Source organism: Bradyrhizobium sp. LA6.8, from assembly GCF_040547935.1.
Taxonomy (GTDB): Bacteria; Pseudomonadota; Alphaproteobacteria; order Rhizobiales; family Xanthobacteraceae; genus Bradyrhizobium; species Bradyrhizobium barranii.
In genome coordinates this window covers 185925-205069 of the sequence record NZ_JBEPQQ010000003.1, presented here as the reverse complement: position 1 = coordinate 205069, position 19145 = coordinate 185925, and the positions used below count along the sequence as shown (strand labels likewise).

The following is a 19145-nucleotide window of genomic DNA, read 5'->3' as shown; positions in this document are numbered from 1 at the left end:
CAGGCCGCATCGGGCGTTATCGAGATCCGGCAATATTTTGCTGGACAGCGGCCATGGCCGTGCCAGTCTGGCGTGGTTCTTGCTAGCTCCGGGATACCAAATTTCGACGTGATGTCATGGCCTTAAGCGAAACTCTTCCGATTCAAGACTCGGCTGCCAATCTACTTCAAGCGAGCAGCACGGATGTCGACGAGCATTGCGCCACGCTCGGCCGCTGGCGGCTGAGCTACGACCAGATCAGCGCCGGGGCGTTCCGGGGCAGCTTCACGCAACTCTCCCTGCCCCGGCTCGAAGTGTTCTGCGAGATCACCAGCCAGCAAGTCCGCCAATACGGCCAGCTCGGTGCCGACAGCTTTGGCATCGGTCTGCCCTGGCACGGCGATGGCGAGGTGAATTGCAACGGGGCCAGTGTTGCGGGCTCCCAGGTCATCGCCAGCTTCGACGCCGAGATCGACATGTGTACGCCGAAGGCGTTCGAGCTCCGCGGTGTCGTCGCCAGCGCGGCGCTGATCGAGGAGCTTGCCGCTCGCCTCGACATCGAATTGCCGCGCGCCGTCTGGCACCAGTTGCGGGTGATCGAGATGGCGGCGACACCGGTTGCGCGGCTGCGCGCCCATCTCGCCGCCATTCACGAGACCATCACGGCCGCACCCGAACGGTTCGACGATCCGGCCGCGCTACAGGCGCTCGAAGACGCCCTCCTTGTCGAAATCATGGACATGCTGCCGACGGCCCAACCCAGCGATCCCGGCCGCAGCGCCACGGCGCGCAAGCGCACCGTAGATCGCGCCCGTGAGCTGATGCATGGCAGCGGTGATCGCTCGCTGTCGCTGCTGGAGGTCTGCAAGGCGGTCGGCGCGAGCCCACGCAAGCTCGGCTATTGCTTTCAGGAAGTCGTGGGTACGAGCCCGATGCACTATTGGCGCGCGATGCGGCTGAACCGGGTGCGGCGGGACCTGAAGCGCGCCGGCGGCGCCGAGACGTCGATCTACGACGTCGCCGTGAAACACGGCTTCTGGCACTTCAGCCAGTTCTCGCTCGACTACAAGCGCCACTTCTCCGAGCTGCCCTCGGAGACACTGCGGCGCGCGAGGCTTGTCGCCTGACGCGCGTCTTCTACTCTACGACTAGTCGTGGCTAGCAGCTCGCTTGCGGCCATCCTTCGAGACGCCGGCATCTGGCGGGCCCTCAGGATGAGGTCGCGTTTTGCGGCGAGATATTGGACCCTCATGGTGAGGAGCCCGCGCAAGCGGGCGTCTCGAACCATGCAGGCCGGGCACGTTACCAGGTCGGCAAATACGTACCCTTGAAGCGCGTCTCAAGAAACGCCTTCACGGGATCGGAGTGATAGACCGCGATCAGCTGCTTCACCCACGGCTTGTCCTTGTCCTCCTCGCGGACGGCGAGGATGTTGACCCAGGGACCATCGGGGTTCTCGCGCGCGATCGCATCGGTCGCCGGATTGAGGCCGGCCTGCACGGCGTAATTGTTGTTGATCGAGACGACGTCGACGTCCTGCAGCGCACGCGGAAGCTGGGCGGCATCGAGCTCGACGAAGCGCAGCTTCTTCGGGTTGTCGGTGATATCGGCGATGGTCGAAGCGACGTTGGTCGGGTCCTTCAGCTTGATCACGCCGTGCAGCGCCAGGATCATCAGGCCGCGCGCGCCATTGGAGGGATCGTTGGCAATCGCAACGCGGGCGCCTTCCGGCAAATCGGCGAGCTTCTTGTATTTCTGCGAATAGACGCCCTGCGGCGAGCCGATCGTGTTGGCTACCTTGACAAGTTTCCAGCCGGTCTTGGAGATCTGGTTCCTCAGGTAAGGCTCGTGCTGGAACGAGTTCGCCTCGAGATCCCCGAGCGCCAGCGCCTGGTTCGGAATCACGTAGTCGGTGAACTCGACCACCTTGATGTCGAGGCCGCGCTCGGTGCCGACCTTCTTCACCACGTCCAGGATCTCGGCATGGGGACCGGCGGTGACGCCGACGCGGATGGTTTCAGCTTGAGCGGTGGTCGCAAGCAAGGCTGCAGCCGCAAGGGTTGCGAGAAAGCGCATTGAAGTCTCCAGTTTCAGGGAATGTGTATCAGCGCTGCCGCAGGCGGCGGTTGACCCGGCGTGCGAGATAATCGCCCGCGCTCTGCACGAGCTGCACCAGCGCGATCAGCACGACCACGACGGCCAGCATCATCTCCGGCATGAAGCGCTGATAGCCGTAGCGGATGCCGAGATCGCCGAGCCCGCCGCCGCCGACGGCGCCGACCATGGCGGAGTAGCCGAGCAGGCTGACCACGGCGAGCGTCAGCGCCAGCAGCAGTCCCGGCAGCGCCTCGGGGATCAGCACCTTGAGCACGATCTGGATCGGCGATGCCCCGAACGAGGACGCGGTCTCGATCAGGCCGCCGTCGACCTCGCGGATCGCAGCTTCGACCAGGCGCGCGATAAACGGCGTCGATGCGATGACCAGCGGCACGATCGCTGCGGTCGAGCCGATCGAGGTGCCGGCAATGAGCCGGGTGAACGGGATGATGGCGACGACCAGGATGATGAAGGGCGTGGAGCGCGTCGCATTGACGACGATGCCGAGCACGCGATTGATGGTGGGCGCCGCGAACAGCTCGCCTTTCCGGCTGGTCGCGAGGAACACGCCGAGCGGCAGGCCGAAGGCGGTGCCGAGCAGTGCCGCGATGCCGACCATGTACAGGCTTTCGCCTGTTGCCTGGACGATGAGGTTGATGAGTTCAGGCGACATAGCCGAGACGCTCCGTCGGGAGTTGATATTGAGAGAGCCAGGCCAGCGTGCGCGTCACCGCGTCCTCGCCGCCAGGAATGCCGAGAGGAATACCGAGGGTCAGCGAGCCCACATGCTGGCCGCCGATTTCGTCGATACGGGCCGACAGCAGTGAGACGTCGAGACCGAGCTCGCGAGCGAGCCGCGCCACCACCGTGTCGCCGGCCCCCGCCCCGCGCACCTGGACGCGGATCACGGCCTGCCCGCCCGCGGACGGCTCCGCCACGATCCGGCTCGCAAGCGACACCGGCAGGCTGTCGCCGATGACTTCGGCGAGGAAGGACTGCGTGATCGGATGTTTGGGATGAGTGAAGATGTCGGCGACATGACCGCTCTCGACGACGTGGCCCGCGTCGAGCACGACCACTTCCTTGGCAAGCTGGCGCACCACGGACATTTCGTGGGTGATCAGCACGATGGTCACGCCAAGCTCGCGGTTGATGTTGGCGAGCAGATCGAGGATCGCGCGCGTGGTCTGCGGGTCGAGCGCCGAGGTCGCCTCGTCCGACAGCAGCACGCTCGGCCGCGTCGCCAGCGCACGGGCAATGCCGACGCGCTGCTTCTGGCCGCCCGAGAGTTCGGAAGGATAGCGGTCGTGCTTGTCGGCGATGCCGACCAGCGCCAGCAGCTCGGCGACGCGGGCCTTGATGTCGGCCTTGGCCCAGCCGGCGATTTCGAGCGGCAGCGCGATGTTGTCGGCCGCCGTGCGCGACGACAGCAGGTTGAAATGCTGGAAGATCATCCCGATCGAGCGCTGTGCCAGCCGCAATTCGCGGCCCGCCAGCGCCGAGATATCGCTGTTGTCGACGATCACGCGGCCCGCGGTCGGCTTCTCCAGCCCGTTGATCAGCCGGACCAGGCTCGACTTGCCGGCGCCGGAGCGGCCGATGACGCCGGTGATCGAGCCGCGCGCAATCGCGAAGTCGATGTCTTGCAGCGCGTTGACGCCGGGCTTGCCGCGATAGGCCGGATAGATCTTCGAGATGCCTTCGAAACGGACCATCGCGTCAGCGTTCCGGGCGGCAGGTGAAATCGCTTCAAGCGTTTCGATCTTCTGTCCGATCGCGAGCGATTGGTGGGCGTTCATGGAGGCGGCCTTCATGCACAACAGTTCCTGCTGCCCCGTGGGGCATGCGGGAACCGGTCGCGTCAAGCGACGGAGAGTGAAATCGCGGCGAGGGTTCGGGTGGAACGCGCTGCACTGCAGCAAGCACCATCGCCTTTTCAGGTCTTCCTTGCAATGTCAGATATTTGCGGGGAGTTGGACGAAGTTTTCCTAATCCCACCCCGGCGAAGAAAATTCGTCTGCCGGGGGGTATGAGCTTCCGGCCCCGCTCAGCTGATCTGCAACCAGGGCAGCACGATCAGCAGGAGTCCCGCAAAATAGAGCAGCCCGAACAGCAGCCCAAAGCCCCAGAACTGGCCCTTCCCGATATAGCCGCTGCCGAAATACATCGGCGCGGGTCCCGTCGCGTAAGGCGAGATCACGCCCATCAGGCCGAGCGAATACATGCAGAGCATGGCGAGCGTCGTAACCGGCAGGCCGGGAATGCCCGATCCGACCGCGAGCACCACCGGCAGCACGGCCGCGGCATGCGAGGTGATGCTCGAGAAGAAGTAGTGGATCCAGAAGAACAGCGCGACCAGCAGGAGCATAGCGGTCGACGGCGACAGCCCCGCGAGCGGTTTGGCGTATTCGGTCGCGAACCATTTGATGAAGCCGATTTCGTTGAGGCCCGAGGCCAGCGTCAGCAGCGAGGTGAAATAGAAGAACACCTCCCAGGCGCTCTTCTCGCTGACGATGTCGGCGAACTCGATCACGCCCGTCACCAGCATCAGCGAGATCACGATGAACACGACGGTGGTGGCGTTGACGAAGTTCGAGCCGAGCAGCGGCACGTGGATGTCCGGGCTCGAGCCCGCGATCCACAGGAACATCGCGAGGACGATCAGAGCCAGCATGATCCACTCGTTGCGCGACATCGGGCCCATCTCGCTGACCTCCTTGGCCGCCCATTCGGAGATCTCCGGGCTGTGCTTCACCTCGGGACGGCAGACCACATAGCTGAGCAGCGGCACGAGGATCATCAGGAGGATGCCGAGCGGCGCAAAGCCGACGAACCACTGCGCCCAGCTCACCTCGACGCCGGCGGTCCTCTTGGCGATCGCAAGCGCGGCCGCATTGGGCGCGAGCGCGGTGAAGAACAGCGAGCTGGTGATCGCGGTTGCCGCAAACGCCGTCCACATCACATAGGTGCCGATCTTGCCGGCGGTCGGCCCGGGCTCGGAGCCGTAGATGCGCGGGATGTTGCTGATGATGGGATAGACGATGCCGCCGCTGCGTGCGGTGTTGGATGGCGTCGCTGGTGCCAGCAGGAAGTCCGACATCGCGACCGCATAGCCGAGACCGAGCGTGTTGCGGCCGAGCTTTTGCACCAGCACCAGCGCGATACGGCGGCCGAGCTGGCTCTTGCGATAACCGATCGAGAATACGAAGGCGCCGACGATCAGCCACACCGTGCTCTCGGCAAAACCCGCCAGCATCCAGCGCAGCGATTTGCCGGGATCGGGATCGATATAGCCGGCGACGCCCGCGACCGTCAGCCCGATGAACCCGACCGCGCCGACCGGCATCGATTCGAGAATGAGTCCGGTGATGACGGCCGCGAACACGGCAAAATAGTGCCACTGATTGGCGTTGAGACCCGTCGGCACCGGCCACAGATAGATGGCCAACCACACCACGAGCGGCGCGATCAGCTTCCAGCTAAACCCTTTTGCCTGAGGCGTCTGCGAGCTTGCGGCCATGGGCCCTCCCCCTCGATTGTCGTCGCATTGTACCGCCCGTTGGCCGAGCCGTTTTTGTCCTAGCGCGGCGTATACGGACTGTCTGCGGCGCGATCAATGGTCTGACTTCACGTTCTACCGCCCCTTGAAGCGCGGCTTGCGGCGGGTCAGGAACGCCTCGACGCCCTCCTTGTGGTCTTCGGTGAGACTCGCCAGTGCGAACTGGTCGACGTCCATGTGGCTGGCGAGATCGTCCAGCGCATGTGCCAGCCGGTTGACGGTCAGCTTGGTCATGGCGACCGAGAGCGGAGGCTGCGCGGCGACCTTCCGGGCAAGCTCCATGGCGGCATCGAACGCATGGCCGGGATCGGCCACCTGCTCCACCAAACCCCACTCGTAGGCCTCATCGGCCGAGATGCGCTGGTCGGCCAGGATCACCGCCTGCTTGGTGCGGGCCGGCCCGATCAGATGCAGCATGCGCGGGATGCTCTGCCAGCTCATGTTCATGCCGAGCCCGATCTCGGGCACGCGCAGATGCGCGTCGTGCCCCATCACGCGGAAGTCGAGCGCCACGGCCAGCGCGACGCCGCCGCCGACGCAAAAACCCTCGATGGCGGCGATCGTGATCTGCTCCATCTCATGCCAGGCATGGGTCAGACGCGGCCCGAGCTTGAGATGCCGCCGCAGCGTGCCGAGATCCATGTCCTTGCGCGAGCGGCCCTCGGCATCCTTGAGGTCGAAGCCGGCGCTGAAGGCGCTGGTGCTGCCCGTCAGAACCACGACGGACGTTGCGGCATCATCCTCGAAGCTGCGCGCGGCCGCGGTGAGCTGGCGCAGCGCCTCGGGCGACAGCGCGTTGATGCCGTCATTGCGGTCGAACCGCACCACCGCAATCCGCCCCTCCGGTCCGAGGCCCTTCTCGATCGTCACGAAGTCCGTCACCAATGTCTCCCTATCCGCTTTGTTGCGAGGCTAGCTTACATCCGGCCTCACGAATATGGGACCCGGTTGCGCCCCAGCGCATACTCGACAGGCAGGGACCATTGCGCCTATCTTTGCGCCATGAGCCACGATCACGACCATCATCACGATCATTCCGAGCTGTCGGAGACTGAGCTGCGCGTGCGCGCGCTCGAGACGATCTTGACAGAAAAAGGTTATGTCGAGCCGGCCGCGCTCGACGCCATCATCCAGGCCTATGAGACCAGGATCGGGCCGCACAATGGCGCGAGCGTCGTCGCCAAGGCCTGGACCGATCCTGCGTTCAAGAAGGCGCTGCTGGAGGATGGCTCGAAGGCCATCGGCACGCTTGGCCATGTCAGCCGCGTCGGCGACCATCTCGTCGTGGTCGAGAATACGCCAGAGCGCCACAACATGGTCGTGTGCACGCTGTGCTCCTGCTACCCCTGGGAAATGCTGGGGCTGCCGCCGGTCTGGTACAAGGCCGCGCCCTACCGCTCGCGCGCGGTGAAGGATCCGCGCGGCGTGCTTGCCGATTTCGACGTCACGCTGCCCAAGGACATGGAAATCCGTGTCTGGGATTCCACCGCCGAGACCCGCTTCCTGGTGCTGCCGATGCGCCCCGCGGGCACGGAAGGCTGGAGTGAGGAGCAGCTTGCCGAGCTCGTCACGCGCGATTCCATGATCGGCACCGGCTTTCCCAAGACGCCTGGAGCGCCGTCGTGAACGGCGTCCACGACATGGGCGGCATGGACGGGTTCGGCAAGGTCGAGGCCGAGCCGAACGAGCCGATGTTTCACGAGGAATGGGAATCGCGTGTTCTCGCCATGGTGCGCGCGATGGGCGCGGCGGGCGCCTTCAACATCGACACCTCGCGCTTCTATCGCGAGACGCTGCCGCCGCACGTCTATCTCTCGAGCTCCTACTACAAGAAATGGTTTCTCGGGCTCGAGGAGATGCTGATCGAGAAGGGCTACCTCACCCGCGAGGAGGTCGCTGCCGGGCACGCGATGCAGCCTGCAAGGGCGCTCAAGCACGGCAAGTTCGACCTCGCCAATGTCGAGCGCGTCATGGTGCGCGGCAAGTTCGCCCGCCCTGCTCCGGCGCCGGCAAAATTCGACATCGGCGACCGCGTCCGCGCCAGGAACATTCATCCGACCACGCATACGCGGCTGCCGCGCTATGTGCGCGGCCATGTCGGTGTCGTCGAGCTGAACCACGGCTGCCATGTATTTCCGGATTCGGCGGCGATGGAGCTCGGCGAAAATCCGCAATGGCTTTACACGGTCGTATTCGAGGGCCGCGATCTCTGGGGCGCGGATGGTGATCCGACCTTGAAGGTGTCGATCGACGCCTTCGAACCCTATCTGGACCTGGCGTGATGAGCAGCACGGCTGCGGCCGCCGCGACGGCGGCCATTCCGAGCATCCCGCGCGATGACGACGGCCCGGTGTTCCGCGCGCCCTGGGAAGCGCATGCGTTTGCGATGGCGCTGACGCTGCACGAGCGCGGCGTGTTCACCTGGCCGGAATGGGCCGCAGCCTTGGCCTCCGAGATCAAGCGCGCGCAGGCCGCCGGCGACCCTGATACGGGCGAGACCTATTACCTGCACTGGCTCGCCACGCTGGAAGGTTTGGTTGCAACCAAGGGCGTCGCATCGGCGGAGACGCTGCACCGCTATCGCGACGCCTGGGACCACGCCGCCGACCGCACGCCGCACGGCAAGCCGATCGAGCTGCGGCCGGAGGATTTTCGGTAGGTCGCGCCTCACCCGTCATTGCGAGCGCAGCGAAGCAATCCAGTATCTCTCCGCGGTGACAGTCTGGATTGCTTCGTCGCTTCGCTCCTCGCAATGACGACGTTGAGAGGGCGCAAGCTCTCTCCTCCGTCGTCGCCCGGCTTGACCGGGCGACCCAGTACGCCGCGGCTTCTCGGCTCAAGCACCTTCTCTGGAATACTGGATCGCCCGCTTTCGCGGGCGATGACGGCGGAGATTGGAGCGCTATTTGCGCCCCGCCGCAAACTCTCGCCATCCCTTCGCCCGCAAACTGCACGCCGGGCACTCGCCGCACCCGAAACCCCACTCATGCTGCGCGCCGCGTTCGCCGAGATAGCAGGTGTGCGAGTGCTCGCGAATGAGATCGACCAGTCCTGCGCCACCGAGGTCGTGAGCGAGCTTCCACGTCGCCGCCTTGTCGATCCACATCAGCGGCGTATGCAGCTCGAATTGCCTGGCCATGCCGAGCGAGAGCGCGGCCTGCATGGCGCGGATGGTGTCGTCGCGGCAATCGGGGTAGCCGGAATAATCGGTCTCGCACATGCCGCCGACGATGTGGGTGATGCCGCGCCGGTAGGCGAGCGCCGCGGCAAACGTCAGGAACACCAGGTTGCGGCCGGGCACGAACGTATTCGGCAGGCCGTCGGCGCCCATCGCGATGGCGACGTCGCGCGTCAGCGCCGTCTCGGACACGGCCGCCAGCGTCGGAATCGACAGCGTGTGGCTCTCGCCGAGCCTTGCGGCCCAATCGGCACGCAGCCCCTTGATGCCGTCGAACAGCCGGTCGCGGCAGGCGAGCTCGATGGCGTGGCGCTGGCCATACTCGAAACCCAGTGTCTCCACGCGTGCAAAGCGGCTCAGCGCCCAGGCGAGGCAGGTGGTGGAATCCTGACCGCCGGAAAACAGCACTAGGGCGGTTTGTGATGAAAATGCGTCACTCATGGCCCGCGCTTTAGCACTGCGGGCGCTCCTCGCCAATCTGCCGCCAATCGGTGGAAATCGACCTGTTCCGCCGCGCCGCGCTGGGAACGGCGGGCCGCTTTTGGCATAAGGCTTTGGAGCCAGGAGACTGCCCCGCAATGACCCCTTCCCGTGACATTTCCCGCCTGATCGAGATCATGGCGGCGCTGCGCACGCCGGTGACCGGCTGCCCTTGGGATCTCGAGCAGAATTTTGCGACGATCGCGCCCTACACGATCGAGGAAGCTTATGAGGTGGTCGAGGCCATCAGCCGCGGCGATCTCGATGACCTGCGCGAAGAGCTCGGCGACCTCCTGCTCCAGGTCGTGTTCCACGCCCAGATGGCATCTGAACAGAATGCCTTTGCCTTCGGCGACGTCGTGGAGGCCATCACCCGCAAGATGATCCGGCGCCATCCCCATGTCTTCGCCGACAAGGACGGCAATCTCGCCTCCTCCCACGTCAAGGAGGTCTGGGATCGCATCAAGGCCGAGGAGAAAGCCGAACGTGCGGCGCGCCGGCCGCCGGAAGAAGCGCCGACGCACAAGTCGTTACTCTCGGGCGTCAAGGCCGGCCAGCCCGCGCTGACGCGCGCGATGGAGCTCCAGCGCAAGGCCTCCACCGTCGGCTTCGACTGGAACGACCCGCGCGCGGTGCTGGCAAAAATCCGCGAAGAAGCCGACGAGATCGAGGCGGCGCTCGACCGCAACGACAGCGAGGGGCTGGCTGAAGAGACCGGCGACTTGATGTTCGCGCTGGTCAACCTCGCCCGCCATGTCGATGCCGATCCCGAAAGTGCACTCCGCGCGACCAACGCGAAATTCGAGCGGCGGTTTGCGTTCATTGAACGGGCGCTTGAGGCGCAGGGGCGGACGCTCGAGCAGGCGTCGCTGGCGGAGATGGACGCACTTTGGAACGCGGCGAAGAGTGAGGCGAAACCGGTATCGGAGCCTCGTTCGCAGGCCCGCCGCTAGCTTGTGGCCTGCTCCATCGGCGTGCCCGCAAGGATCGAAGCGGTCGCGAAGGAGATATAGGTCAGCATCTTTTCCCGAATGCAGCGAGGCGATCATGGCGGATCGCAGACAAGCCATGAAACCGTCACGACAAGCAGTCTAAAGTTGAGCAACGGAGCCCGCGCAGCCGAAATCCCACCTCAGGTGAGTGCGATGCCATTAAAGCACTATTCGGTCCTCAAGGGACGCCCGATCGCGATGCGTTTCGGCACCGGCCAGTCGCCGCACTATCAAGTCCATGTCGTGGCCGACAACGCGGATTTCCGCATCGCCGTCAATGTGCAGTCAGGCGACGGAAGCGAAGTCGCGTTCCTGGTGCGATCGCACTTTGTCCATCCGATCACTGACCATCTCGCGGCGCTGCCGGAGGGCCTGCACCCGCAGCCGCCGAAGCCTGCCAGCATCGCGCTGGACTTCATTCGCGGCAATCTGATGCAGCCCCAGGAGATGATCCCGCTGCCGCTGTCGGTGCCGGGACCGGACAATGACCTCAACGAGAAGCTCGACCAGTTCGTCCAGCGCGCGCTCTCAAACGAAAGCGCGATGATCTACGCATTCGGTGAGACATGGGGGCCGGAGACCAAAGCGGACAATTATTTCGGCTTCCGGCCGGGCCGCGGCATCCACGACATCCACATGAATCAGGGAAATCCGATCGGACGATTCTCGGGCGACAACGGGCCATGGCAAGACGGCGGGCTGGTGTTCGAATTCCCGGATCAGAAGCTATGGACGGCGGTCTTCCTCAAATTCCAGACGCAGGCCTGGCACACCGACGACAAGACCGGTGACCCCATCGATCTCGGCGCGCCGACACAGCCGCCAGATCCGACCGCTCCTCCGACCGGGCAAATGCCGGACGGACTCGTGCGCATCATCGCAGCACTCGTCAATGCCGTGAAGACGCCCGAGCGGGAAGTCGTCACGCTGCTCAATACGGCCGATCGCGACATCGATCTCACCGGCTGGATGCTGGCCGACAAGCAGAAGAACAAGATGGTCCTGTCAGGGAAGATCGCGGCCGGCGGCACGCTCGCCGTCGTCGTGCAGAAGCCGATGGAGTTGTCGAACCAGGGCGGCATCATTTCGCTGCTGGACGAGCGCGGGATCAAGATCCACGGCGTCGCCTATACCAAGGCGCAGGCGAAAAATCCGGGCCTGACCATTCCGTTCTAGAGTTACGCGTCTCAACCCGGAAACGCGGATATGGTCGATATCGCACGCGAGCCGGTCGGGCGACCGCACCCTTCGAATCACGCCACGCGCGGCACGGCGTCGAACCGGTTCACCACGATATCCCGCTTGGTCTCGTCGACCCGTACGGTCATATCGAAGCGGCCGTCGTGCAGCTCTTTGGCCAGCACCTCGGAATTCCTGTGCAGCCAGCTGATGCCGGCGCCGTCGGCGGCGTCGATGGAGAGATCGAGCGTGGTGCGCTTTGCGGCGAGACGTTCCTCGATGGCCGCAAGCAGTGCATCGATCCCCTCGCCTGACACGGCCGAGACCAGCATCGCCGGATGATCTTCCGGCCGGCGCGCGGCGATGTTCAAAAGCTCTTCGCGCTTGTCAGGCTCGTAACGGTCGATCTTGTTCCAGACCTCGATGATGCGGCCGGAATCGTCGGGGTTGATGCCGAGCTGGCGCAGCACCGCGTCGACGTCGCTCTGCTGGGCCTCTGCATCCTCGTGCGAGATGTCGCGCACATGCAGGATGACGTCGGCTTCCAGCACCTCCTCCAGCGTGGCGCGGAAGGCGGCGACGAGCTGCGTCGGCAGGTTGGAGATGAAGCCGACGGTGTCGGACAGCATCGCCTTGCCGCCATGCGGCAAAGTGAGCGCGCGCAGGGTCGGATCGAGTGTTGCGAACAGCATGTCGGCGGCCTGAACGTCGGCGCGAGTCAGGCGGTTGAACAGCGTCGACTTGCCGGCATTGGTGTAGCCGACCAGCGCGACGACGCGATATGGCACGCGCTGGCGTCCGGCGCGATGCAGCCGCCGCGTCGCCTGCACCTTCTTCAGCTCGCCCTCGAGTTTCGAGATGCGCTCCTGGATCAGGCGGCGATCGGCTTCGATCTGCGTCTCGCCGGGACCGCCCATGAAGCCGAAGCCGCCACGCTGGCGTTCCAGATGGGTCCAGGAGCGAACGAGGCGCGAGCGCTGGTAGTTGAGATGCGCAAGCTCGACTTGGAGCGAGCCTTCCTTGGTCTTGGCGCGGCGGCCGAAGATTTCCAGGATGAGCCCGGTGCGGTCGAGCACCTTGGCGTGCAATTCCTTCTCGAGATTGCGCTGCTGGATCGGTGCCAGCGCGCAATCCATCACCACGAGCTCGACATCGAGGCTCTTGGCCAGCGCGGCGATCTCCTCGACCTTGCCCTTGCCGATATAGGTCGCGGGGCGGATCTGGCTGATCGGCGCGATGATGGCGTCGGCAATGACGAGGTCGATCGCGCGCGCGAGGCCGGCGGCCTCATCGAGCCGGGCCTCCGCGTCACGCTGAACATGGCTTTCCGATTGCGTGTCGGCACCGCCCGCGCGCACACGCAAGTAGGGGCCGATGACAAGCACCCGCCCCGTCTGCTTCGCCCCTGCCGACCGCGGACGGTCGGCCTCCCCGTCGAAATTCCGGGGTTCCAATCAGATCACTCTCAAGCCGGCTGATCCTCGCCGCCTTCGAACAACTGGATCGGAGCGCCCGGCATGATGGTCGAGATCGCATGCTTGTAGACAAGCTGCGAGTGACCGTCGCGCCGAAGCAGCAAACAGAAATTGTCGAACCAGGTCACGATGCCCTGGAGCTTCACTCCGTTGACCAGAAAGATCGTCAGTGGCGTCTTGGTTTTGCGAACGTGATTGAGGAAGGTGTCCTGTAGGTTTTGTGCGCGGTCTGCCGCCATTGTTTTTTTCTCGCTTTGAGTTTCTTTTTATTGCGCCGGTTGCGGCCCTCTTTGTGACATTCGGGGCCTCTTCCGGTTGCTATTCCTCATGAGATCCCCCTCGGAGGAACAGCGGTTCGATTAGAGGACAGGACGGGTTATTAGGCAAGCCGCTTCACGCGGCAGGCCACGCCCAAATGCCCCGAAAAACTACGGAAATCGATGATTTTCCTCGCTAATCCCTGAGGTGCGGCCGCGACGTCGCGGTGTCAGCCGACACCGAGCGCCTTCAGCTTCCGGTGCAACGCCGAACGTTCCATGCCAACAAACTCAGCCGTGCGAGAAATATTTCCTGAAAAGCGGCTGATCTGTGCAATCAAATAGTCGCGCTCGAACACTTCGCGCGCTTCGCGCAGCGGCAGCCCCATGATGTGCTCGCCATTGTTGCTGGTCGGCATCGCCGGCACCATCGAGCCGACGTCCTGCGGCAGCATGTCGGCGGTGATAATCACCTCCGGTCCGCCCGCGGCCAGAATCATGACTCTCTCAACGTTGTTGCGGAGCTGGCGTACGTTGCCGGGCCACACATGCGATTGCAGCACCGCCATCGCGTCCTGCCCGATCTGCCGCTTGGGCAGGCCGCTGCCGGCCGAGATCTGCTCCATGAAATAGTCGATCAATTCCGGAATGTCCTCGCGCCGCTCCGAGAGCGCGGGCACGCGGATCGGCACCACCGAGAGCCGATGATAGAGGTCTTCGCGGAAATGACCGGCAGCGATCTCCTCTTCGAGATTTCGCGCCGTGGAGGAGATGATGCGGACGTCGACCTGCACCTTGCCGGTGCCGCCGACGCGCTGGAACGACTGCTCGACCAGCACGCGCAAAATCTTGTTCTGGGTCTCGCGCGGCATGTCCGCGATCTCGTCGATGAACAGCGTGCCGCCATGGGCTTCCTCGAGCGCACCGGGCTTGCGCGCCTGCTCGCCATTGGACTGCTCGACGCCGAACATCTCGTGCTCCATGCGCTCCGGCGTGATCGCGGCGGCGTTGATCACGACGAAGGGGCCGTCGGCGCGGCCCGAGGCGGTGTGCAGCGTGCGTGCGGTCAATTCCTTGCCGGCGCCGGCGGGGCCGACGATCAGGATGCGGCTGTTGGCTTTCGCCGCGCGGTCGATAGTCTGGCGGAGCTGGTTCATACTGGGCGAGCGGCCGACCAGCGAGCTTGCGCTCGGCGCGAGTTGCTTCAGCTCCTTGACCTCGCGCTTGAGCCGCGAGTTCTCGAGCGCTCTGTTCGCGACCAGGATCAGCCGGTCGGCCTTGAACGGCTTCTCGATGAAGTCGTAGGCGCCGCGCTTGATCGCGGCGACCGCGGTCTCGATGTTGCCGTGGCCGGAGATCATCACGACCGGCAGATCGGCATTGTCCTTCTTGACCTGCTCCAGCAGCTGCAAGCCGTCGAGCTTGGAGCCCTGGAGCCAGATGTCGAGAAACACCAGATGCGGCCTGCGATTGGCGATCTCGGCGAGCGCCGTATCGCTGTCGCGGGCGGTCCGGGTCACGAAGCCCTCGTCTTCGAGAATGCCCGCAACGAGATCGCGAATATCGGCCTCATCATCGACAATCAGAATTTCACTTGCCATGGTTCGCGCCTGTCTTGTCAGATGCCTGTTGAGGCTTCGATCTTCGTTGAATCATTGGTCTTTTCAGCCGCCTCTTTGGTTTCGGCGGCCGGCTGTTTTGTTTCGGGCGGCTTGGCGATGTCCGTGACCGCGTTTGCGGCCGACGATGCCTGCACGCTCCCCTCGCTCTTCGCGGGGGCACCGGAGATCGCAAAACGCATCCGCATCCACGCGCCGCGCTGGCCCTCGCGGAAATCGGAAGCGTCCTTCAGCTCGATACGCCCGCCATGGTCTTCGAGCACGCGGCCGACGATCGCCAGGCCAAGGCCGGTGCCCTTGGCCCGCGTCGTCACATAAGGCTCGAGAAGCCGCGAGCGCGCGACCTTGGGCAGGCCGATGCCGTTGTCGATGACGTCGATCAGCACGTCCTCGCCCTCGCGCGAGACCACGACGTCGATGCGGCCCTTGCCGTAATCCTTGCCGAGCTCCTCCGGCGGCACCTGCTCGACCGCCTCGGTGGCGTTCTTGACGATGTTGGTGACCGCCTGCGAGATCAGCCGCCGGTCGAACTGCGCGCGCAGCGGATCTTCCTTGAATTCGGCCTCGATATCGATCTCGGGATGGGCGACCTTCATCAGGAACACCGCCTGCCGCACGGTGTCGGCGACGTCCTCGCCCTCCATCACCGGCTTCGGCATCCGTGCGAAACGCGAGAACTCGTCGACCATGCGGCGGATATCGTCGACCTGGCGCACGATGGTATCGGTGCACTGCTCGAAGATCTGCTTGTCCTTGGTCTCGGTGATGTCCTTGCCGAACTTGCGGCGGATGCGCTCGGCCGAGAGCTGGATCGGCGTCAGCGGATTCTTGATCTCATGTGCGATGCGGCGCGCGACGTCGCCCCAGGCCGAGGTGCGCTGCGCCGAGACCAGCTCGGTGATGTCGTCGAGCGTGATGATGTAGCTGTCGTGCGGCTGGCTGGTCTTCTCGGCGCTGACGCGGACCGACAGGTTGCGCTCGGTGCCGTCGCGCGTGATCGTGATCTGGCCCTGCACCAGGCGCTGGGTCCCTTCCCGCGCCGTCTTCATCATCTCCTCTAGCTCGGGCAGCACGTCGGAGAGCGGATGGCCGAGCGTCTCCGCTTCGGAGTGCCCGATCAGCTTCTCGGCGGAGCGGTTGAGGATGCCGACGCTGCCCGAATTGTCGACGCCGATGATGCCGGCGCTCGCTGAGGACAGCACGGCCTCGATGAAGCGGCGGCGGCTGTCGATGAGATCGCTGGCGTTGACGAGCTCGTCACGCTGGCTGCGCAACTCCTGCGTCATCTTGTTGAAGGTCTCACCCAGCTGGGCGAGGTCGCCTTCCGACTGGTGCACGGGCACCTTCACATGGAGGTCGCCGGTCGAGACCGTGTGGGCGGCGTTCATCAGCCGCCGGATCGGGGCCACCAGCGAGTTGGCGAAGTTGAGGCCGATCAGCACCGAGGCCATCAGGATGGTGAGCGCGATCACCGCGAACATCAGCGCGAAGGCGACCTGGATGCCGAGCCGGCGCGACTCGATCTGGGCGTATTCGGCGACGCTGACCTCGGTCTGCTTGAGCTGGTTGACCACGTTCGGATCGAGCGGCCGCGCGACATAAAGGAAGGTGTCGCTGAAGGCGCGTAGGCGGATCACCGCGGCGACGAAGCTTGCATCCGGCAGCACCGCGATCTCGGGCTCGGATTCGTTGACGTTGCTGAGGAAGTCCGGCGCCGGCGGCGAATAAGCGAGCCGCATGCCGGTGTCGGCCGATTCCAGGATGTTGGTGTTCTTGTCGATGATCATCGCGCCCGGCAGGTTGCGGGAGCCGGCGCTGGCGGTCAGCAGCTCGCGGAACGAGCGGCGGTCCTGGTCGTAGAGCGGCCGGGCGTGGGCGATGTCATTGGCCATGCCGAGAATGTCGCCGCGGATCAGCTGCGCGTGGTCCTGCATGTAGGCCCGCGCGATAGTCAGCGAATTCTGAATCACCTCCTTGGTCGGACCGGAGAACAGCCGGTCGAGGCCGCGCTCGATGGTGACGTTGGCGACGACGGCGACCAGCACCGCAGGCAGCACCGCGACGATCGAGAACAGGCTGACGATCTGGACATGGAGGCGTGCCGCCGCCCGGCCCCGCCGACGCGCCAGGATCAGCTGCCAGAGCTCGCGGACGATGATGCCGACCAGCAGCAGGATCGTGGCCGCATTGATCAGATAGAACGAGCGGACCACCTCCGGCGTCGGCTCGATCCTCGTCAGACCGGTCAGGACCAGGAAGGTCAGGAGGGCCGACAGCAACGCCATCGCCACGGCAAGGGGTGCCAGCCAGCGTCGCACCGACCAACGCCGGGGCTCTTCCGCTGGGGCCGTGTCGAAGTGTGCGGCCGAGGTATCTGCGCTGGTCATTCCGGCAATGGTGCTGAAAACGGGGTCCGCGGCGGGCGGATACTGATGTATTCGTACCACATTGTTGCCGAATTGCGACAATTCCGCGGCGCCCTCGCCGCGACGGACCGGCGCATCCACAGGCCGCTGTTCTGGCAAACCTCGCTTGCGGGAACGGATTCCCGCCCCTGCGGCTTGACCGCCATGGACAGGTTCTTTCTCGCGATGATGGTGTCGGCCGTGCTGCTGCTGATCGTAGCCGCCGACCTCCTGGTCAATGGTCTCGGGGTGCAGCAGCCGCTGGCGAACGTCGCCAGCGCCCAGCCGGTCTCGGCGCGGCTGATCAGATGAGCGCGACGCAGCGCTCGGCGGTTGAAGGATAATTCATACGTTCCAGCGGAACGTTTCGGCCTGATTCGGACTTTTGCTCACCGCGTTAGCCACAACGGCCAGCGCGATCCGGAAGGCTCAGCTCCGCTTTGGTAGGGGGAGCTGAGCCACCGTCCGTTCGGAAAACTAGCCCCCGCTCCGATACACCTGGATATCGAGGTCCCGGATCTTCTTCCGCAGCGTGTTGCGGTTGAGGCCGAGCAAATCGGCGGCGCGGATCTGGTTGCCGCGGGTGGCGGCGAGCGCGGCCGTGAGCAGCGGCACCTCGATCTCTTTGAGGATACGGTGATAGAGGCCCGGCGGCGGCACGCCGTTCGGGAAGCCCTGGAAGTGCGAGGACAGATAGGCCTCCACGGCGCCGCCGAGATTGTCGACGCCCTGCTGGACAGCGGCACCCGGGCTGACCGTGGGCGGCGCCAGCTCGCCGTCGATGACGGAGCCGGTGATCACGTCCTGCGGATAGAGCGCGGCGAGGCGCCGGGCGAGGTTCTCGAGCTCGCGCACGTTGCCGGGCCAGCGGTGCTGCTTCATCCGCTCCAGCGCCAGCGCATCGAGCTTCTTCGGCGGCAGACCGTCCTTCTCGGCCAGTGTGAAGAAGTGCCGCACGAGGTCCGGCAGGTCTTCGATGCGCTCGCGCAAGGGGGGCAGCCGCAGCGGCACGACGTTGAGGCGGAAGAACAGATCCTCGCGGAACAGGCCCTGCTGGATCAGGACGCGCAGGTCCTTGTTGGACGCCGCGACGATCCGCACGTCGGTCTTGATCGGGGTGCGGCCGCCGACGGTGGTGTATTCGCCCTGCTGGAGCACGCGCAGCAGGCGGGTCTGCGCCTCCATCGGCATGTCGCCGATCTCGTCCAGGAACAGCGTGCCGCCCTCGGCCTGCTCGAACCGACCCGAGGCGCGGGTGTTGGCGCCGGTGAAGGCGCCGCGCTCGTGGCCGAACAGTTCGGACTCGATGAGGTCACGCGGGATCGCCGCCATGTTGACCGCGACGAACGGGCCGTTGCGGCGCTTGCCGTAATCGTGCAGCGCGCGCGCCACCAGCTCCTTGCCGGTACCGGACTCGCCCGTGATCATCACGGTGAGGTCGGTCTGCATCAGACGCGCCAGCACGCGGTAGATTTCCTGCATCGCCGGCGAGCGGCCGACCAGCGGGATCGCCTCCATCTCGGCGTCCTCGTCCGGCGTCGAGACCCGTTCCTTCGGCTCGGCCAGCGCACGGCCGACGATGGCGATCAGTTCCTTCAGGTCGAAGGGCTTTGGCAGATATTCGTACGCCCCGCGTTCGGAGGCGCGGATCGCGGTCATGAACGTGTTCTGCGCGCTCATGACGATGACGGGCAGATTGGGCCGCATCTTCTTGATCCGCGGCAGCAGGTCGAAGGCGTTCTCGTCGGGCATCACCACGTCGGTGATGACAAGATCGCCCTCCCCCTGGCTGACCCAGCGCCATAGCGTTGCGGCATTGCCGGTGAGCCGGACTTCATAGCCGGCGCGGGATAGCGCCTGATTGAGAACCGTGCGGATGGCGGTGTCGTCATCAGCAACGAGAATGCTACCTGCGGGCATCGTTA

The 19145-nt window shown here is 65.0% G+C and carries 18 protein-coding genes; 7 read left to right on the top strand and 11 right to left on the bottom strand.

Annotation, left to right across the window (positions count from 1 at the left end):
* Nucleotides 1-116 precede the first annotated feature (116 nt).
* Nucleotides 117-1106 carry a helix-turn-helix domain-containing protein gene (locus ABIA90_RS14615; protein ID WP_354118252.1) on the top strand — a complete coding sequence of 330 codons (990 nt, stop codon included), beginning with the start codon at nucleotides 117-119 and terminating at the stop codon, nucleotides 1104-1106.
* 175 nt (nucleotides 1107-1281) lie between these two features.
* On the opposite strand, the gene ABIA90_RS14610 is transcribed toward ABIA90_RS14615, so the two are convergent.
* The 5 genes from ABIA90_RS14610 to ABIA90_RS14590 form a co-directional block, all read right to left on the bottom strand.
* A complete protein-coding gene (locus tag ABIA90_RS14610) occupies nucleotides 1282-2055 on the bottom strand; it encodes a MetQ/NlpA family ABC transporter substrate-binding protein (RefSeq protein WP_354118253.1) in 774 nt (257 codons plus the stop codon).
* A 28-nt stretch (nucleotides 2056-2083) separates the two neighbouring features.
* Nucleotides 2084-2749 carry a methionine ABC transporter permease gene (locus tag ABIA90_RS14605; protein ID WP_135213629.1) on the bottom strand — a complete coding sequence of 222 codons (666 nt, stop codon included), beginning with the start codon at nucleotides 2747-2749 and terminating at the stop codon, nucleotides 2084-2086.
* Entirely contained in the window at nucleotides 2739-3890 is a 1152-nt protein-coding gene (locus ABIA90_RS14600) for a methionine ABC transporter ATP-binding protein (protein WP_354118254.1), read from the bottom strand. The genes ABIA90_RS14605 and ABIA90_RS14600 overlap by 11 nt, the downstream gene beginning before the upstream one ends.
* A 233-nt stretch (nucleotides 3891-4123) precedes the next feature.
* A complete protein-coding gene (locus tag ABIA90_RS14595) occupies nucleotides 4124-5596 on the bottom strand; it encodes a DASS family sodium-coupled anion symporter (protein ID WP_071914030.1) in 1473 nt (490 codons plus the stop codon).
* A 114-nt stretch (nucleotides 5597-5710) separates the two neighbouring features.
* On the bottom strand, nucleotides 5711-6517 hold the full coding sequence (locus ABIA90_RS14590) for an enoyl-CoA hydratase/isomerase family protein (protein ID WP_247310326.1): 807 nt from the start codon (nucleotides 6515-6517) through the stop codon (nucleotides 5711-5713).
* 120 nt (nucleotides 6518-6637) lie between these two features.
* On the opposite strand from ABIA90_RS14590, the gene nthA reads away from it, so the two are divergent.
* The 3 genes from nthA to ABIA90_RS14575 are packed head-to-tail and all read left to right on the top strand — an operon-like array spanning nucleotide 6638 to nucleotide 8294.
* Nucleotides 6638-7261, top strand: a complete 624-nt coding sequence (gene nthA / locus ABIA90_RS14585; protein WP_166341641.1) for a nitrile hydratase subunit alpha — start codon at nucleotides 6638-6640, stop codon at nucleotides 7259-7261.
* A complete protein-coding gene (gene nthB / locus ABIA90_RS14580) occupies nucleotides 7258-7917 on the top strand; it encodes a nitrile hydratase subunit beta (RefSeq protein ID WP_354118255.1) in 660 nt (219 codons plus the stop codon). The genes nthA and nthB overlap by 4 nt, the downstream gene beginning before the upstream one ends.
* The gene (locus ABIA90_RS14575; RefSeq protein ID WP_354118256.1) at nucleotides 7917-8294 is read left to right on the top strand and encodes a nitrile hydratase accessory protein; all 378 of its coding nucleotides are present in this window, start codon (nucleotides 7917-7919) and stop codon (nucleotides 8292-8294) included. The genes nthB and ABIA90_RS14575 overlap by 1 nt, the downstream gene beginning before the upstream one ends.
* Nucleotides 8295-8537: 243 nt before the next feature.
* On the opposite strand, the gene queC is transcribed toward ABIA90_RS14575, so the two are convergent.
* Complete coding sequence (gene queC / locus ABIA90_RS14570; protein ID WP_354096317.1) at nucleotides 8538-9254, bottom strand: 7-cyano-7-deazaguanine synthase QueC; 717 nt, start codon at nucleotides 9252-9254, stop codon at nucleotides 8538-8540.
* Nucleotides 9255-9391: 137 nt separating this feature from the next.
* Between queC and mazG the strand changes: the two genes are divergently transcribed.
* Together mazG and ABIA90_RS14560 are read left to right on the top strand one after the other, a co-directional pair.
* The gene (mazG, locus tag ABIA90_RS14565; protein WP_354118257.1) at nucleotides 9392-10246 is read left to right on the top strand and encodes a nucleoside triphosphate pyrophosphohydrolase; all 855 of its coding nucleotides are present in this window, start codon (nucleotides 9392-9394) and stop codon (nucleotides 10244-10246) included.
* Between the two features lie 192 nt (nucleotides 10247-10438).
* Nucleotides 10439-11461, top strand: a complete 1023-nt coding sequence (locus ABIA90_RS14560; RefSeq protein ID WP_354118258.1) for a DUF2278 family protein — start codon at nucleotides 10439-10441, stop codon at nucleotides 11459-11461.
* A gap of 77 nt (nucleotides 11462-11538) precedes the next feature.
* On the opposite strand, the gene hflX is transcribed toward ABIA90_RS14560, so the two are convergent.
* The 4 genes from hflX to ABIA90_RS14540 form a co-directional block, all read right to left on the bottom strand.
* The gene (hflX, locus tag ABIA90_RS14555) at nucleotides 11539-12918 is read right to left on the bottom strand and encodes a GTPase HflX (protein ID WP_354118259.1); all 1380 of its coding nucleotides are present in this window, start codon (nucleotides 12916-12918) and stop codon (nucleotides 11539-11541) included.
* A gap of 11 nt (nucleotides 12919-12929) precedes the next feature.
* Nucleotides 12930-13178, bottom strand: coding sequence for an RNA chaperone Hfq (hfq, locus tag ABIA90_RS14550; protein WP_007591126.1), 249 nt, complete (start codon nucleotides 13176-13178; stop codon nucleotides 12930-12932).
* Nucleotides 13179-13426: 248 nt separating this feature from the next.
* The gene (gene ntrX / locus ABIA90_RS14545; protein WP_071914044.1) at nucleotides 13427-14797 is read right to left on the bottom strand and encodes a nitrogen assimilation response regulator NtrX; all 1371 of its coding nucleotides are present in this window, start codon (nucleotides 14795-14797) and stop codon (nucleotides 13427-13429) included.
* A 17-nt stretch (nucleotides 14798-14814) separates the two neighbouring features.
* Entirely contained in the window at nucleotides 14815-17202 is a 2388-nt protein-coding gene (locus ABIA90_RS14540; protein ID WP_354118260.1) for a sensor histidine kinase, read from the bottom strand.
* A 45-nt stretch (nucleotides 17203-17247) separates the two neighbouring features.
* Between ABIA90_RS14540 and ABIA90_RS14535 the strand changes: the two genes are divergently transcribed.
* On the top strand, nucleotides 17248-17532 hold the full coding sequence (locus ABIA90_RS14535; RefSeq protein ID WP_063983321.1) for a hypothetical protein: 285 nt from the start codon (nucleotides 17248-17250) through the stop codon (nucleotides 17530-17532).
* 165 nt (nucleotides 17533-17697) lie between these two features.
* On the opposite strand, the gene ntrC is transcribed toward ABIA90_RS14535, so the two are convergent.
* Nucleotides 17698-19140, bottom strand: a complete 1443-nt coding sequence (gene ntrC, locus ABIA90_RS14530) for a nitrogen regulation protein NR(I) (protein ID WP_028147560.1) — start codon at nucleotides 19138-19140, stop codon at nucleotides 17698-17700.
* Nucleotides 19141-19145: the final 5 nt, after the last annotated feature.

Coding starts and splice junctions, on each gene's coding strand:
- ABIA90_RS14615 (WP_354118252.1), top strand. CDS start 117: ATGGCCTTAAGCGAAACTCTTCCGATTCAAGACTCGGCTGCCAATCTA.
- ABIA90_RS14610 (WP_354118253.1), bottom strand. CDS start 2,055: ATGCGCTTTCTCGCAACCCTTGCGGCTGCAGCCTTGCTTGCGACCACC.
- ABIA90_RS14605 (WP_135213629.1), bottom strand. CDS start 2,749: ATGTCGCCTGAACTCATCAACCTCATCGTCCAGGCAACAGGCGAAAGC.
- ABIA90_RS14600 (WP_354118254.1), bottom strand. CDS start 3,890: ATGAAGGCCGCCTCCATGAACGCCCACCAATCGCTCGCGATCGGACAG.
- ABIA90_RS14595 (WP_071914030.1), bottom strand. CDS start 5,596: ATGGCCGCAAGCTCGCAGACGCCTCAGGCAAAAGGGTTTAGCTGGAAG.
- nthA (WP_166341641.1), top strand. CDS start 6,638: ATGAGCCACGATCACGACCATCATCACGATCATTCCGAGCTGTCGGAG.
- ABIA90_RS14575 (WP_354118256.1), top strand. CDS start 7,917: ATGAGCAGCACGGCTGCGGCCGCCGCGACGGCGGCCATTCCGAGCATC.
- queC (WP_354096317.1), bottom strand. CDS start 9,254: ATGAGTGACGCATTTTCATCACAAACCGCCCTAGTGCTGTTTTCCGGC.
- mazG (WP_354118257.1), top strand. CDS start 9,392: ATGACCCCTTCCCGTGACATTTCCCGCCTGATCGAGATCATGGCGGCG.
- ABIA90_RS14560 (WP_354118258.1), top strand. CDS start 10,439: ATGCCATTAAAGCACTATTCGGTCCTCAAGGGACGCCCGATCGCGATG.
- hfq (WP_007591126.1), bottom strand. CDS start 13,178: ATGGCGGCAGACCGCGCACAAAACCTACAGGACACCTTCCTCAATCAC.
- ntrX (WP_071914044.1), bottom strand. CDS start 14,797: ATGGCAAGTGAAATTCTGATTGTCGATGATGAGGCCGATATTCGCGAT.
- ABIA90_RS14540 (WP_354118260.1), bottom strand. CDS start 17,202: ATGACCAGCGCAGATACCTCGGCCGCACACTTCGACACGGCCCCAGCG.
- ABIA90_RS14535 (WP_063983321.1), top strand. CDS start 17,248: ATGTATTCGTACCACATTGTTGCCGAATTGCGACAATTCCGCGGCGCC.
- ntrC (WP_028147560.1), bottom strand. CDS start 19,140: ATGCCCGCAGGTAGCATTCTCGTTGCTGATGACGACACCGCCATCCGC.